Raw genomic sequence first — 15511 nt, forward strand, 5'->3', positions numbered from 1 at the left:
AACCGTTGCTTTTGGCGGTTACTCATCTTCTCTTCTTGTAAACGGATAGCCAAAAAGTCAAGGATCAGTTTATCAGACAAGGCATAGGACTTTTTATTAGAGGATTTGAATGTCAGTGATTCAATACGGGGATTCTGCTCTAAGAAAGCACAAAATTCATTGTAGGTCTCTTGGTGTGTCTTTTTTGGTACAAGTAGATTCTTGCAAGCGTCAGTAGTATAGTCATACAGATACAGGATCAGTCCCCAGAATGATTCTTTATCCAGATTCAATTCTGTTAGAAGTTCCTGTAAACGCTCGTGCTTATCATGGCCTGATCTATTGAAAGGGATTGATTTTAAAATATCCTCATACCAGTGGGCAAATCCAACGGGATACCAAGTATTCATTAAATACGTCTTGCCATCTTCATCTGTTTCTAAGATAGCTTGGTAAGAGCCGAAGTATTTCAGCACATACGTTAATAGCGGGTTGTCTATATCCAGTATCATTTCCTTTTATTTGTTTGATGTGGCAAAATTAAGATAAAAGAATCCTGTCCCCATTTCTGGAAACAGGATTCTTTGGTTTAGAGTAGGTTTTTCATTGCGTCTTCCATCTGGTCATTACCGAAGCTGTCCAAATAGATTTGTGTTACTCTCTCTGAACTGTGTCCTAAAGCCTCACAGATTAAAGAGGTATTCACGCCTGATCTCTTTAAGACTGTGGCGAAACTATGTCTTGCAACATATGTTGTCAAGTCAATAGGAATATTCAACCTTTCTCCTATTTCTTTCAAAGACTTATTCACTTTCGCTATAATCTTATGAATCCTATTTACTTTCTGCTGTTCTGTCTTATGAAAATTGGATAGAATAGGAAATAAATAGGGATTATCAGGCATTGAGTATTTCTGAATCAATTTAATAGCCTGTTCCTGCAATGAAACCTTTATCTGCTTTTGAGTTTTCTTTCTGATATAGATTAATCTATTTTCCAAGATATTATCTTTTGTCAGACGAGCAATGTCTCCAAAGTTAATACCTGCTGCCAGATATGAAAAAGTAAACAAGTCTATAGCTAAACATTCCAAAGGTGTTTGCCCTTGATAGTTTAGTACAGATAAGATCTCATCCTTCTGTATTGAACGTTTGGCTGTAGTTTGGCTTAATTTAGAGACTTTAAACGAATTAAAAGGATAATATTCTGATTTAACGATCTTCTCCTCTATCGCAAAATTATAAATCACCCGTAAATGCCTAAAGCGTGTTCCCAATGTGTTTATAGCCAATCCTTGACTTTGCAACCACACCTCATAACGCTTTAACCAAATTGTATCCATATCAGAAAAAGGAATATCCAAATGCTTGTTGAATTTTATAAGAGAATGCATAGTACATTTATACATATCCGCATAACGTAAACGATTTGCTGATTCAAGTTCTTGAATATACTGGTTAAAGACCTCTTGCACAGTTTTACGCTTTACTGATTTGTTCACCTTCTCCATTAAAGACGTTGCTGTAAATTCTTTTTCCTGTGATTTAAACTCTATAACCTTATCTGTATAGACTTTTACTTTCTCCGCTATTAACCTTTCTATGTACTCCTTATTTGGACATTTAGAAGTTGGTTTGTTGGCTTTAAAGTCCCAATATTTAGGCAATATGGAAATACCAAGACTTTGATATTTCATTTTTCGATCCTTACAAACACGAATCATCAAAGGTGATTCATTGTTTTTCAACACTTTAGATTTGTAACATACGACATTGACTGTTGTACTCATGGTTTAAACGCTGGTTTAAACATCGGTTTAAACAAACCACGAAAACCACAGAAAACACCATAAAAAAAGCAGTTACCTAAAAAGATAACTGCCTAATTTTGTGAGCCGAAAGCCGGACTTGAACCGGCGACCTACGCATTACGAATGCGTTGCTCTACCAGCTGAGCTATTTCGGCAACATTTGTTTCTTTATTTCGGGCGCAAAGATACAGGGTTTATTTGACATCTGCAAGAAGATTCGCTAAAAAATCATCTAAATCCGCATCTAAATCTTTTAATAGAGGATCGTCCAGACGAAGCACATCATCGTCTATGAAGAGAAGTTCCTCTATCACAACAAAATCTTCATCAGTCAAGCTAACAGAAAGAGGTTTCATGAACCGGGGAGCGTCAAAAATATTCTTGGTGGATAAGATCGTAAGGACCGCCTTCACCGAAGCGGCAACCCGCTTATTGAATGCGTTCTCCTCCTCGTTCGAGTTCACCCAATCGAAGATAACGATCTTTTCGATCAAATGCTCCTCATCATCATAAATTTGCAGTTCCCCGCTTTCCGCATCGGCCTGCACATATAAGTCGCTTATAAAATTACCGGACTCATCCTTGGCCAGCTTTTCAATAGCCGACGTAAAAGCATTCTCGATGAGGGATTGAACCTTTGCTATATTTGCGTTCATATATTAATTCTCCTTTATTCGAATATGCGTCAAAAGTAATAATAATTCACCGAATAACGCCGTTAATCCTCACCAAATTGCACATTTAGTTTCTTATCGGAACGAATTCGTTCGGCCAACGCCTGCACATAGAGTTCCAATAATTTGGTACTCTTATCATTATCACCACTATTACGCTTGAATAAATCGTATGATTTATGAGCCCACTCATAGGCTTCTTTTAAATCTCCTCTCATCTCATAGCATAGGGCCAGATTAGAGGCCGCCTTCGCCCGGCTTTTCCAGTTTTCCGTACCCCGGTAAAGCCCGGACCAACGATCTTCCGCCATATCCCATTTCTCATTAGCCGCATAAGCGGAAGCCTCTTTCCAACGTGAACCCATTCCGGTAAAGTACCAACGAGTCTCCTTCTCCCAATGAGGAACAAAATTAGCGTAGACCTTCGCCCCGAAATATTTACCGGCCCCACGCAAAGCATTCTCCGGAGAGGGCAATACCTTATCCAAGATCGGCATATAATCCGCACTTTCCGCCCAATAAATACTATCTTTCATATGTACCGTCGCCAGTGGAGCCTCACGATCGGGAACGTAACTGCGTATCACGCCAGCCATCTGCACGTCGATCATTCCCATTACATACCCTTCGCCCAAGGTACCTACGCTTTTCTTCATATCGAACAGCAAGCGGTCGATGGAGATAACCGCATCGGCACCGGTCTCATCGCATAGCGACGCTACTTGCCCTTGGGTAAGTTTCGTATCCAGAAACGCCTGATTATCTTTTCGAACCGCATCATGGTAAAGCAATACGTCGTTAAAATAAGAAGCCTCCACGATAGCCTCCCCTAAAGTACGGCAAGCGTCAAACAGCGCACTATCCGCTTTCGCTTTGCAAGTATCCTGCTTTTCTCCCTGCAAGGTGTATTCGTAACCCGCATCCTCCGGTTGGGGAACGGCATTGTTTACGATAAGTACCTTGGCGACATTCTCAGGAAACGTCACCTCCGCAGGATTATACGTCTCGATACCTACATAATTAATCGTGCTACAAGCGGACAACAAACCCGCTATGCCTATAAAAAGAATGCTTCTCATCTTCATCTATTTAAAAGGGGGCGATTTACGCCCCCACATTATGTCAAATCACTCACAGCCTTGAAATAGCCGATAGACTCCGCGATCCCCAAGAATGGGTCTTTCATGTCTTTCTCGTATTCCAAGCTACACATTCCCGTGTAATTAACTTCCCGCATCATACGGATCAGCGCAGGGAAGTCGATCTTTCCACGACCGATCTCGATCCCGACTCCCGCCTTCGAAGAATCCGTCACGTCCTTGATATGCATATCAAACACCCGGGTATGGTATTTCTTCAAGTCGGCCACAGGATCACAGCCGTTTCGCAAGTCATGTCCGACATCCAGACACATACCGATACGGGGGTCTAAATCCTTCGTATGCTCCCAAACGTCCGTAGCGTCGGGATACGTCTTAATATCAGGACCGTGCAAGTGGATGGCGTAATGGAAATCATACTCCTTCACTTTTTTATCCACATAGGGTAAAAGCTCGTAATTCGGGACACCGACGATCAACTTCACTCCTACCCGCTTCGCATAATCAAACGCACGGTCTATCTCTTCCTCGCTCTTCATATAAATAGGACCTACGGCATATCCCGTCACTTTATGGGCAGCGCATTTATCATGAAAAGCCCGAATCTGCTCATCCGTACTATTCAACGGCAAATGGAAATCCTTGATGCAAAGATAATGGATATCTAATCGTTCCAACGTCTTCAACGTCGTATCTAAATCAAAATTAACGAAAGTATATCCCGCCATTCCCAGATGGAATGGATTTACGGCCTTCGGAGCCTTTGGTTTTACAGGGTCCGGCAAACCGGCCTTAGCGATAGCGGAAGTTCCCAACAAGAGAGCCCCGGCCAATCCTTGCTTAAAAAATAAACGTCTTGAGTGTTTCATGGTTTATATTATATATAATAATGTATACTATCATCATAAACAGTTTTCACCCCGCAAGATAATAAAAAGATCTTTACGAGCCAGCATTCGGACGAATCAGTGGCAAAGTTACATAAAAGATCGAGCCTTTTCCCAGCTCAGAGGTAACCCATATCTTTCCTCCCATTTGCTCTACCAATCCCCGACAGATAGCCAATCCCAGTCCAACGCCTTTGCTCCAACTGTCCAATTGGACAAAACGGCTGAATATGGAATCGATCTTATCTCTCGGTATTCCCTCTCCGCTATCCTCCACGAAAAACTCGACAGAAGCCGCCGTTCTCTTATATCCAAAACGGATGAACCCCTTCTCGGTATGCTTGATCGAATTCGTGAGCAAATTCGTAAGGATTTGTGTCAAGCGGTTCTTATCAGCCTCCATCACCAAGGCCTCGCAGTCGTTCAGTCGCAACTCTATGCCCGACGGCATACGCAACAAGATCATGCTATAAATCTCTTTCATCAGTAAACCAATATCCAGCTCCTTATAAATCAGAGGCATGGAATTTGACTCGATCTTGGAAAGATCGAGCACATCCCCGATCAACCGCTGCAACAACTCATTATTACTTTGGATGATATTTGAGAACTCAAGCCTTGTCTCCCGGTCTTCCTCATCCACCAATACTTGCGAGAAACCTACGATAGCGTTCAAAGGTGTCCGTATCTCATGATTCATGTTCGCTAAAAACGCGGACTTCAGGCGATCGGCTTCCTCCGCCTTTTCCTTAGCCCTCTCCAGCCTCAATCCGTACCGATGCCGGGAATACGAGATATATCCCAAGAAGCAACAGATGATCATCAAAATCGCAAGACCTCCCCCCATTGTCAATAAATTAGCACGTAGATGGCTCGCGTCCAGCTCCATCTTCTTATTTGCCAATTCCAGTTTATCCACATCATGCTGGTTCCTCAGCATAGCCAAATCCGCATAAAATTCGGCGCTCATAAGCGAGTCTTTCAAATGCGTATATATTTGATAGGTCTTAGCGGATTTTACCCCTTCCCCTTTCTGTAAAAGGATATCCGCCTTTTTCGCCAGCATCAATAGTATTTGGGTATTCTTCTTTTCAGAGCTAACGATAGAGAGTAACGTATCGACAAAGGTTAGAGCCCTGTCATAGTCTTTTATAAATATGGAATAGTCCAGCTCCAAGTTCATGACCGTTTGAGTCTCTCTAACTAAATTCGCCTCTTCCACACAACGTTTGGTCAATATTAAATGCGAATGGGCTAATTTGGCATCATTCATCTCGATACCTTGAACCGCATACGAACGGTGATAGAGATACTTAAGGTAATTCACCGACATCTCTTCATTCAATTCCGTAATCCCATTCCCGTCACAATAGTCGATATAGGCTTTCAACTTCTCCAGATAGCGTTTCCTTGTCTCGACCGTCCTCCCTTTGTTCAATATCTGGCGAATGATATAAATCCGCTTGGGCAAAGGGGTGTCACGTTCCTCCATTCCCTGAAGCACCTCTTCGTATAAGGCGATACCTTCACTCATGAATCCCGTCTCGATATAAAAGTCCGCTAACGCTTGGTTCGCCATATCGGCACCCTCCGGGAAATTCAATTCTTTAGAAAGGGCCTTCAACGCATTCACCTCCCGCAGAACCCCATCATCCTCCCGGCGGCTCGTCATGGTATAGATATTCCAGCCTTTTACCCGAAACAGGTCCTCAATACGTCCTACCTCCAAAAACACAGGCTCCGCCTTTTGTATGAAATAGCGCATACTATCCGTATTTTTCGAATAGTAATAGCGAATTAGCCTATACAATTCGTCCGCCTCCTGCCGGCGCAAGCTATCACTCCCCGCCGCCAATATACGAACGGATGACAGTAAAAGCAGGAATAGGAAAATAATACGTAGTTGTCTCATACCGCAAGATTATAATAATTATCACTACGAGCTTATCCTCGGCCGTATCAATGGCAAAGTCACATAGAAGACAGAGCCTTCACCTACCCTCGAAGTAACCCGGATATTTCCACCCATCTGTTCAACCAAGCCTTGGCAAATAGCGAGCCCCAAGCCAACCCCCTTACTCCAGTTATCCAATTGCACGAAACGGCTGAATATCGTATCGATCTTATCTTCCGGTATTCCTTCTCCACTATCTTGCACGAAGAACTCCACGGATAAAGCCGATCTCTTATATCCGAAACGAATAGATCCCTCTTGTGTATGCTTGATCGCATTCGTCAACAGATTTGTCAGGATTTGAGTCAGGCGGTTCCGGTCAGTCTCCATAACCAGCTCCTCACAATCATATAATTCAAGCTCCACCCCCTCATGCATACGCAATAGGATCATGCTATAAATCTCTTTCATCAAGGTAGGGATATCTTGGTCCTTATAAATGAGAGGCATCGAATTTGACTCGATCTTGGATAGGTCCAGGACATCCGCGATTAACCGCTGCAACAGCTCGTTATTATTCTGGATAATGTCCGCGAACTCTTGTCTTGTTTCCCGATCCTCCTCATCAACCAATACTTGTGAGAAACCGACAATGGCATTTAATGGAGTACGTATCTCATGATTCATATTGGCAAGGAAAGCCGATTTCAGACGATCGGCTTCCTCCGCCTTATCTTTTGCCTGTTTCAATTGCAATCCATATTTATGCCGTGAATAAGAAATATACCCCAAAGAGCAACAAACCAGCAACAATAGAACAAGCCCTCCACCCATCACCAATAATTTCGTACGTGAATGAGCCGCCTCCAATTCCATCTTCTTATTTGCCAATTCCAATTTATCCACGTCATGACGAGCTCGTAAATTCGCTAAATCATTATAAAATGCAGCATTAGTCACTGAATCCTTCAAACTGATATACTCGCGATACGCATCCGCAGCCTCCATTCCATGGCCTGAATTATAGCATATTATGGCCTTATCCTTCATCAATCCCAATACGGATACCGCCCTCTTACGTTGTAAGCAATAATCAATTAACTCATTAGCCAATGCTTTCCCCCGCTCATAATCGCCCGATATCCGATAATAGAGTAAACGGATATTAGAAATCGAGAGATATTCATTCCTCATGTTACAGTCTTTAACCAACTTCTCTGCACGAGCTAGATGGTAAGATGTGAGGGAGACATCTTTCTTATCAATACCCAGCAAGGCGTAACTACGGTGATAAAGATATTTAACATAATATAAAGGAGTATCTTCGTCTAATTCCTCTATTCCTTTTTCTTCGCATTCCACGATATACTCTTTCAATTTCTTTAAATAAAACAGTCTCTTCGATGCTTGGATATTTTCATTTTGTAAATGCCGGATAACGGTAATCCTTTTGGCCAATGGGGAATCCCTTTTCTCCATATCCAGGAAAACCTCCTCATACAAGGCGATTCCCTCCGCGTCAAATCCCGTACTGAAGTAAAAATCCGCCAGGGCTTGATTCGCCATATCGATACCATCCGGAAAATCAAGTTCGCTGGATAGATCTTTCAATGCCTGTACATTCTCTAGCACCCTTTCCTTCTCGCCATTACTCGATAAAGCGTAAATATACCATCCTTTAATCCGGCAAAGATCCTCATAACGTTTTTGGGCTAAATAAATAGGCTCGGCTTTCTTTATGAAAAAATACATACTGTCTATATTCCGGGAATAATAATACCGGATGATCTGGAACAAAGCGTTGCCTTTATAAGTATCATCCTTACTCAACTCCGCCTCCTTGAGCAATCTATCCGCATAATATTTATAATCCAGCCCTTGTCCTTTATCACTAGCAAGTTCATCCAACTTCACAAGCCTGTCACCCGAAGGCATTTTTGCCAGCACACATTCCATGCTATCGATATCAGTGGCCGCAGTAGCTACAAATATTGGGGTAAGAGATAAATATATTATTAACAGTATGTTTCGCATTTAAAGTTTACAAAATAGACATCAATTAGTTAACGTGTGGCAAGTTAGTAAAATTTAGACAACAGCGTATCATTATTTACAAGTTTAATATTATAATTTTCAACTCAATCAACAAAAAAGCCTATATCAATCAAAGAAAGATTGATATAGGCTCTTATTTCAAAGAAACAGCTGTTCTCTTTATTTTGTCAAGGCGGCGATACTTTCCTCGATAGACTTAATCTTCGATTCGGCATCGGCTTGCTTTTTCTTCTCCATCTCGATTACTTTCGCCGGGGCTTTGCTTACGAAATTCTCATTGCCTAATTTCTTCATGACAGAAGTCAAGAAACCTTTTTGGTATTTCAATTCTTCTTGAAGCTTAGCCAACTCTTCTTCCACATTGATCAGATTGCCTAAAGGTACGGCATATTCAGTCGTACGTACCAAGAACGATACAGCGCCGGCCGCTTTCTCCTCTACCTTGGAGATGGAAGAGAGGTTACACATCTTAGCGATCACAGCGTTGAATGCCTCATTGTGCTCACCCACGATCTGCAATTCCAGCGCATCCTTATTCGGTATATTCTTTTGCAAACGAATTGTACGGACACCGCCAACGATCTCTTTCACGATCTCGAAAGCATCCAAATAAGCGCTATCCGCAACAGCTACTTCCGGCATTTGGGCAACCATCAAGCTCTCACCTTCCTTACGAGGCTCAAGGGCTTGCCATAATTCCTCGGTAATAAACGGCATGAAAGGATGAAGCAAACGAAGCAAGGCATCGAAGAAACCGAGTGTAGCCTCATACGTAGCCTTGTCGATCGGCTGCTGATACCCCGGTTTTACCATCTCCAGATACCATGAGGAGAACTCATCCCAGAACAATTTATAGACAGCCATCATCGCTTCGCTCAGACGATATTTACTGAAAGAGTCGTCTACCTCGGCAATCGTCTTATCCAGCTGCATCTTGAACCATTTCACGGCGATAGCGGAAGCCTCCGGCTGGGCGATCGTATCGTCTACCGTCCAGCCCTTCACCAAGCGGAAAGCATTCCAGATCTTATTATTGAAGTTACGCCCTTGCTCGCACAAAGCATCATCGAAAGGAATATCATTTCCGGCAGGAGCCGCGAGCATCAAGCCCATACGCACGCCGTCCGCACCGTATTGCTCGATCAATCGCAACGGATCGGGAGAGTTTCCTAAAGATTTAGACATCTTACGTCCCAACTTATCACGAACGATACCCGTAAAGTAGACGCTCTTGAACGGCATTTTCCCTCTGTACTCATAGCCGGCCATAATCATACGGGCTACCCAGAAGAAGATGATATCCGGTCCGGTCACCAAATCACTGGTCGGATAGTAATAATTGATTTCCTCATTATCCGGGTTATTGATACCGTCGAACAGGGAGATCGGCCACAGCCAAGAAGAGAACCAAGTGTCCAATACGTCCTCGTCCTGACGCAAATCAGACATGGTCAGATTCGGGTTACCGCATTTCTCTTTCGCCAGTTCCAAAGCTTTCTCTTCCGTCTCGGCTACCACGTAACCGCCTTCCGGCAAGAAGTAAGCCGGGATACGGTGCCCCCACCAAAGCTGACGGCTGATACACCAGTCCTTGATATTCTCCATCCAATGGCGATAGGTATTCTTGAATTTCGGCGGATAGAACTTGATATCGTCGTTCATGACCGGCTCCAAGGCGATCTGGGCTAGATGTTCCATCTTCAAGAACCATTGCATAGACAATTTCGGTTCGATAGGCACGTTCGTACGCTCCGAGAAGCCCACCTTGTTCTCGTAAGCCTCTACCTTCTCCAAAAGACCGGCGTTACGCAAGTCTTCCTCGATTTGCTTGCGGACATCAAAACGATCCATGCCCACGTACAGGCCAGCGGCCTCGCTCAGCGTACCGTTATCGTTGAATATATCGATAGAAGGCAAATTATATTTCTCGCCCAACATATAGTCGTTTACATCGTGTGCCGGGGTCACTTTCAAACAGCCCGTACCGAACTCTATATCTACGTAATCATCCTCGATCACCGGAATCTCACGGCCTACCAGCGGAACGATCACTTTCTTTCCTCTCAGATGTTGGTTCTTCGGGTCGTTCGGGTTGATACACATCGCCGTATCTCCCATAATCGTCTCCGGACGGGTAGTGGCGACAATGGCGTATCCCTCCTCGCCTACGATCTTATAGCGAAGATAGTACAACTTACTATGCTCTTCCTTATAGATAACCTCCTCATCGGACAGGGCCGTCAACGCCTTCGGGTCCCAATTCACCATACGGACACCCCGGTAGATCAAACCTTTCTTATATAGATCGACAAAAACCTTGATAACGCTCTCCGAACGTTTCTCGTCCATCGTGAACGCCGTACGATCCCAATCGCAGGAAGCACCCAATTTACGAAGTTGCTTCAAGATAATGCCGCCATGCTCTTCTTTCCATTCCCAAGCATGCCGCAAAAACTCGTCGCGAGTCAGATCGGTCTTCTTGATTCCTTGCCCGGCCAAACGATTCACCACTTTCGCCTCCGTAGCGATCGAAGCATGGTCCGTACCCGGTACCCAACAAGCGTTCTTACCCATCATACGGGCACGGCGAACCAAGATATCTTGGATCGTATTGTTAAGCATATGTCCCATGTGCAATACGCCGGTGACGTTAGGGGGCGGGATTACAATCGTATACGGCTCACGGCCGTCTGGCTTTGACTTAAAGAAGCCGTTATCCAACCAATACTGATACCACTTCCCCTCTACTTCAGCGGGATTGTACTTACTAGCGATTTCCATATTTTTATAACTAATTAGTCTTTACACATTTCTCGATCCGCAAAAGTACAAAAAATATAGACAAAAAACGCTGAGCATCGGGAAATATAGTCGGCCGAGACAATAGGCATTCCCTGTCGGACACGCCACTATTCTACAAACCACGACGTGGTTTATACAGACCAAGCCGTGGATTGTACAGATCACGACGTGATTTATAAGGACCACGCCGCTATTTTGAAAATAGAGTGAATGGCAATTACTTTTACATCCGGGGATTTGAAGGTTTATTCCTATAACAAGCAAACTATTTATAACGGTTTTTCTATTCCGCGCTATTGCAGTTTCGCGTAAATGCCTGTATCTTCGCGTACTATAAAAAATAGATATGAGAAAGCGATCTGAGTATAAAGGAGGGGATAATCGACATAAACCCTCTAAAGAACGACGGGTAACGGTGGGTGAAAGTAACACTTTGCTACCTTTCCTGTTCGAGTTATTAAAAGAACAGAGCCGTTCATCAGTGAAAGGATTATTGAGCAGGGGACAAATATCGGTAAACGGGAAAGTCACCAGACAGTTCGATGCGGCACTGAACCCCAACGATACAGTCGGGATTAACTATGGAAGAGGAAAGGTGGAATTCAACAATCCGCTACTGAGAATTGTTTGGGAAGATGATGACCTCATCGTGATCAACAAGAGGGAAGGCTTGCTATCCGTATCTACCGATCGTGTTAAAGAGCGTACGGCATATCGCTTATTAAGCGATTATGTGAAACAATCCGATCCTCGTAATAAGATATTCGTTTTGCACCGTCTGGATCGGGATACGTCTGGTATCATGATGTTCGCTAAAAATCAAGGCGTAAAGGAACAACTTCAATCCAACTGGAGCGAAATGATTACCCAACGTACCTATGTAGCGGTAATAGAAGGCCGGCCGGAGAAAGATACGGATTTGATCGTTTCCAATCTTGTTGAGAATAAGAATATGCAAGTGTATGTGACGTTGGAGGGAGACGGAAAAGAAGCGATCACTCGCTACCGCCTGTTACAAACGAACAATAGCTATTCGCTTCTGGAACTGGAACTGGAAACGGGACGTAAGAACCAAATCCGCGCCCAGATGCAATCTATCGGTCACCCGGTAGCCGGCGACACCAAATATGGAGCGGAGACGAATCCTGCGGGACGTTTGATGCTTCATGCCCGTAAACTCTGTTTTATCCACCCGGTAACGGGAGAGGAAATGCGTTTTGAGACCCGGATTCCGGAGATCTTTTCATCAACAGCAAAGTAACTTTAGCAATAAATAATAAAAATGAAGAAACTCATCAGTTCGATCATGCTGGCGCTATTAGCGCTGGTAGCGCAGGCACAAATACTTACGCCTGTCAAATGGAAAATTAAACTAGACGACAAGGGTGGCGCACCCGAGAAAGAGATCGTCTTTACCGCCACGGCGGACAAAGGTTGGCACCTGTATGACATGAACCTGCCGGAAGGAGGTCCTGTATCTACATCTTTCACATTCGAGACATTGAATGGAGCTGAACTGATTGGTCAACCGGTTCCTTCTGTAAAGCCGACCACGGTTTACGACGAGCAATTCGCCATGAACCTTCGTTGGTATCCGGGTACGGTATCGTTCATCCAAAAACTAAAAATTACCGATCCCGCTAAATTCAAGGTAGAGGGCGAGGTGGAATTTATGGCTTGTAATGACGAGACTTGCCTTCCCCCAGATCAAATACCTTTCTCTTTCGATAAGAAAAGTATCCATCTAGATCCAGCTCTGGCAGCTAATAGCTCGACTACAGAGGTGGATAAAGATGACGCCACGACCGTACAGCCGGATACGCAGGTCGTAGCGGAAGATGCTAGCGAGTTGAACACTCCGGACCCTGCCGCTAAAGAGACACCGGCTATGACATCTCCCAAAGCGTCCGACAGCTTAACCGATAGCCCGAATCTTTGGTCTCCGGTGATCGACCAATTGAAAGCGTTCGGTGATTCTACGGTATCGGCGGCAGATACCTCTTGGTTATTCATCTTCTTCGCGGGTTTCTTAGGTGGTTTGATCGCCTTATTGACTCCTTGCGTTTGGCCGATGATCCCTATGACGGTTAGCTTCTTCCTGAAACGTACGAAAGATCGTAAGAAAGCGATTCGCGACGCTATCACCTATGGATTATCTATTATCGTAATCTATTTGGTTATGGGCTTGTTGATTACCGGTATCTTCGGAGCGAGCGCATTGAATGATTTATCAACGAACGCGATCTTTAATATCCTGTTCTTCTTGTTGCTGGTAGTATTCGCAGTCTCCTTCTTCGGAGCCTTCGAGCTGGTATTACCTGCGTCATGGACTAGCAAATTGGATAGCAAGGCCGATTCAACGACCGGCGTATTGAGTATATTCTTTATGTCGTTCACGTTGGTGTTGGTATCTTTCTCTTGTACGGGTCCGATTATCGGGACCTTGTTGGTACAGGCTGCTTCTATGGGTACGGCGGTAGGACCGGCTATCGGTATGTTCGGTTTCGCCTTGGCGTTATCCATCCCGTTCAGTGTCTTCGCCATCTTCCCGAATATGCTGCAAAGTATGCCGAAATCCGGCGGATGGTTGAATTCAGTGAAGGTCGTATTGGGCTTCTTGGAGTTGGCATTGGCTTTGAAGTTCCTTTCCGTAGCGGACTTAGCGTATGGTTGGCGTTTACTAGACCGTGAGGCTTTTATCGTGCTTTGGATCGTGATCTTCAGCTTATTGGGTGTTTATTTATTAGGAAAGATCAAGTTTAGCCATGATAGCGAAGTAAAATATGTATCTGTTCCTCGTCTGTTTATGGCGATTATCTCTTTCGCTTTCGCCATTTACATGGTTCCGGGACTTTGGGGCGCTCCGTTAAAGGCGATCAGCGCATTCGCTCCTCCGTTGTACACACAAGATTTCAATCTATACAAAAACGAGGTACACGCCGCATTCGACGATTATGAATCCGGTATGGCTTATGCCAAGAAGGTAAATAAACCCGTCATGATCGACTTCTCCGGTTTCGGTTGCGTAAACTGCCGTAAGATGGAGGCTTCCGTTTGGACGGATCCTAAGGTGAAGCAAATGCTAGAAAATGATTACGTGCTAATCACTCTCATGGTAGACGATAAGACGAAACTCCCGCAACCCATCGAGATCCAAGAGAACGGAAAGACTCGTAAGCTGAAGACGATCGGTGATAAATGGAGTTATTTGCAACGAAGCAAGTTCGGTTCTAACGCCCAGCCATTCTACATCTTATTGAATGACGAGGGACAGCCGCTCGGACCTTCATACGCATTCAATGAGGATGTTTCCAAATACATCCAGTTCCTTCAAAACGGATTGAAAGAATTCAAGAAAGAACAACAATAAAACACATACAGAGGGCAGGGTAGAACCCGGCCCTCTTTCTTTTACAATCATTATCGAATAAGTAAATAATATGGCAACTAGAGAAGAGAAGATGGAAGCCTTCGGGCAATTACTCGACATTCTGGATGAATTACGGGTAAAATGCCCATGGGATCGTAAACAGACAAACGAGAGCCTCCGCACGAATACAATCGAGGAAACCTATGAATTATGCGAGGCCCTGATGCGTGAGGATAACACAAACATAAAAAAGGAATTAGGAGACCTGTTATTGCACATCGTCTTTTACTCCAAGATCGGCGAGGAAAAAGAAGCTTTCGATATCAAGGATGTCTGCGACAGCCTTTGCCAGAAACTGATTTACCGCCATCCACACGTATTCGGAGATACCTCCGCCGATACCGCCCAAAAGGTAGAGCAAAGCTGGGAGCAGCTTAAATTGAAAGAAAAGGGGGGTAACAAAACCGTGCTGGAAGGTGTTCCCGCTTCCCTCCCATCCGTAGTAAAAGCGCATCGTATCCAAGATAAGGCCCGTAACGTAGGTTTCGACTGGGAACAACGGGATCAAGTATGGGATAAGGTACAGGAGGAATTTAATGAGTTGAAAACCGAGATAGACAGGATGGACGCAGATAAGATGGAAGCTGAGTTCGGAGATCTCTTCTTTAGCTTGATCAACGCTGCCCGCCTATACAAAATAAATCCGGACAACGCATTGGAACGCACGAACCAGAAGTTTATCCGCCGTTTTAATTATCTGGAGGAACATACGATCCAAGAAGGTCGTTCCTTGAAAGATATGACATTGGAGGAAATGGACCAACTATGGAATGAGGCCAAGGCCAAAGGCTTATAAAGCTAGGATAAGGGCAAAACAAAAGGGGAACCGACATCACGTCGCCACCCCTCCCTTAACTTAAACGCCAAAACTAAATCTAAA

The 15511-nt window shown here is 44.2% G+C and carries 11 protein-coding genes and 1 tRNA gene; 3 read left to right on the top strand and 9 right to left on the bottom strand.

The features are described 5' to 3' along the window. The 9 genes from D7V92_RS16170 to D7V92_RS16210 all read right to left on the bottom strand — a co-directional run. A partial coding sequence (locus D7V92_RS16170) for a hypothetical protein (RefSeq protein WP_147441528.1) occupies positions 1 to 491 on the bottom strand: 491 nt, incomplete at its 3' end. Positions 492 to 568: 77 nt separating this feature from the next. Then, positions 569 to 1768, bottom strand: a complete 1200-nt coding sequence (locus D7V92_RS16175; RefSeq protein ID WP_121773310.1) for a site-specific integrase — start codon at positions 1766 to 1768, stop codon at positions 569 to 571. A 103-nt stretch (positions 1769 to 1871) separates the two neighbouring features. Then, a tRNA-Thr gene (locus tag D7V92_RS16180) sits at positions 1872 to 1944 on the bottom strand. A gap of 39 nt (positions 1945 to 1983) precedes the next feature. Next, complete coding sequence (locus D7V92_RS16185; protein WP_008772585.1) at positions 1984 to 2445, bottom strand: hypothetical protein; 462 nt, start codon at positions 2443 to 2445, stop codon at positions 1984 to 1986. A gap of 62 nt (positions 2446 to 2507) precedes the next feature. Next, positions 2508 to 3542, bottom strand: coding sequence for a DUF6340 family protein (locus D7V92_RS16190; protein ID WP_008772586.1), 1035 nt, complete (start codon positions 3540 to 3542; stop codon positions 2508 to 2510). Between the two features lie 38 nt (positions 3543 to 3580). Next, the gene (locus D7V92_RS16195; RefSeq protein WP_008772587.1) at positions 3581 to 4432 is read right to left on the bottom strand and encodes a sugar phosphate isomerase/epimerase; all 852 of its coding nucleotides are present in this window, start codon (positions 4430 to 4432) and stop codon (positions 3581 to 3583) included. A 73-nt stretch (positions 4433 to 4505) separates the two neighbouring features. Beyond that, the gene (locus D7V92_RS16200) at positions 4506 to 6362 is read right to left on the bottom strand and encodes a sensor histidine kinase KdpD (protein WP_232428638.1); all 1857 of its coding nucleotides are present in this window, start codon (positions 6360 to 6362) and stop codon (positions 4506 to 4508) included. A gap of 24 nt (positions 6363 to 6386) precedes the next feature. Next, positions 6387 to 8378, bottom strand: coding sequence for a sensor histidine kinase KdpD (locus D7V92_RS16205; RefSeq protein ID WP_121773311.1), 1992 nt, complete (start codon positions 8376 to 8378; stop codon positions 6387 to 6389). 180 nt (positions 8379 to 8558) lie between these two features. Next, the gene (locus D7V92_RS16210) at positions 8559 to 11180 is read right to left on the bottom strand and encodes a valine--tRNA ligase (RefSeq protein WP_121773312.1); all 2622 of its coding nucleotides are present in this window, start codon (positions 11178 to 11180) and stop codon (positions 8559 to 8561) included. Positions 11181 to 11547: 367 nt separating this feature from the next. Here D7V92_RS16210 and D7V92_RS16215 point away from each other — a divergent pair, with 367 nt between their 5' ends. From D7V92_RS16215 to mazG, 3 genes are all read left to right on the top strand, one after another. Then, positions 11548 to 12462 (top strand): RluA family pseudouridine synthase, encoded by a 915-nt coding sequence (locus tag D7V92_RS16215; RefSeq protein WP_121773313.1) that lies wholly within the window; start codon positions 11548 to 11550, stop codon positions 12460 to 12462. Positions 12463 to 12483: 21 nt separating this feature from the next. Further along, entirely contained in the window at positions 12484 to 14571 is a 2088-nt protein-coding gene (locus tag D7V92_RS16220) for a cytochrome c biogenesis protein CcdA (RefSeq protein WP_121773314.1), read from the top strand. Between the two features lie 70 nt (positions 14572 to 14641). Further along, the gene (gene mazG, locus D7V92_RS16225) at positions 14642 to 15427 is read left to right on the top strand and encodes a nucleoside triphosphate pyrophosphohydrolase (RefSeq protein WP_005858781.1); all 786 of its coding nucleotides are present in this window, start codon (positions 14642 to 14644) and stop codon (positions 15425 to 15427) included. Positions 15428 to 15511: the final 84 nt, after the last annotated feature.

The organism is Parabacteroides sp. CH2-D42-20 (genome assembly GCF_003670185.1).
GTDB lineage: Bacteria > Bacteroidota > Bacteroidia > Bacteroidales > Tannerellaceae > Parabacteroides > Parabacteroides distasonis.

Excerpts from the sequence above, each read along its gene's own strand:
- D7V92_RS16175 (WP_121773310.1), bottom strand. The coding sequence starts at position 1,768 with ATGAGTACAACAGTCAATGTCGTATGTTACAAATCTAAAGTGTTGAAA.
- D7V92_RS16185 (WP_008772585.1), bottom strand. The coding sequence starts at position 2,445 with ATGAACGCAAATATAGCAAAGGTTCAATCCCTCATCGAGAATGCTTTT.
- D7V92_RS16190 (WP_008772586.1), bottom strand. The coding sequence starts at position 3,542 with ATGAGAAGCATTCTTTTTATAGGCATAGCGGGTTTGTTGTCCGCTTGT.
- D7V92_RS16195 (WP_008772587.1), bottom strand. The coding sequence starts at position 4,432 with ATGAAACACTCAAGACGTTTATTTTTTAAGCAAGGATTGGCCGGGGCT.
- D7V92_RS16200 (WP_232428638.1), bottom strand. The coding sequence starts at position 6,362 with ATGAGACAACTACGTATTATTTTCCTATTCCTGCTTTTACTGTCATCC.
- D7V92_RS16205 (WP_121773311.1), bottom strand. The coding sequence starts at position 8,378 with ATGCGAAACATACTGTTAATAATATATTTATCTCTTACCCCAATATTT.
- D7V92_RS16210 (WP_121773312.1), bottom strand. The coding sequence starts at position 11,180 with ATGGAAATCGCTAGTAAGTACAATCCCGCTGAAGTAGAGGGGAAGTGG.
- D7V92_RS16215 (WP_121773313.1), top strand. The coding sequence starts at position 11,548 with ATGAGAAAGCGATCTGAGTATAAAGGAGGGGATAATCGACATAAACCC.
- D7V92_RS16220 (WP_121773314.1), top strand. The coding sequence starts at position 12,484 with ATGAAGAAACTCATCAGTTCGATCATGCTGGCGCTATTAGCGCTGGTA.
- mazG (WP_005858781.1), top strand. The coding sequence starts at position 14,642 with ATGGCAACTAGAGAAGAGAAGATGGAAGCCTTCGGGCAATTACTCGAC.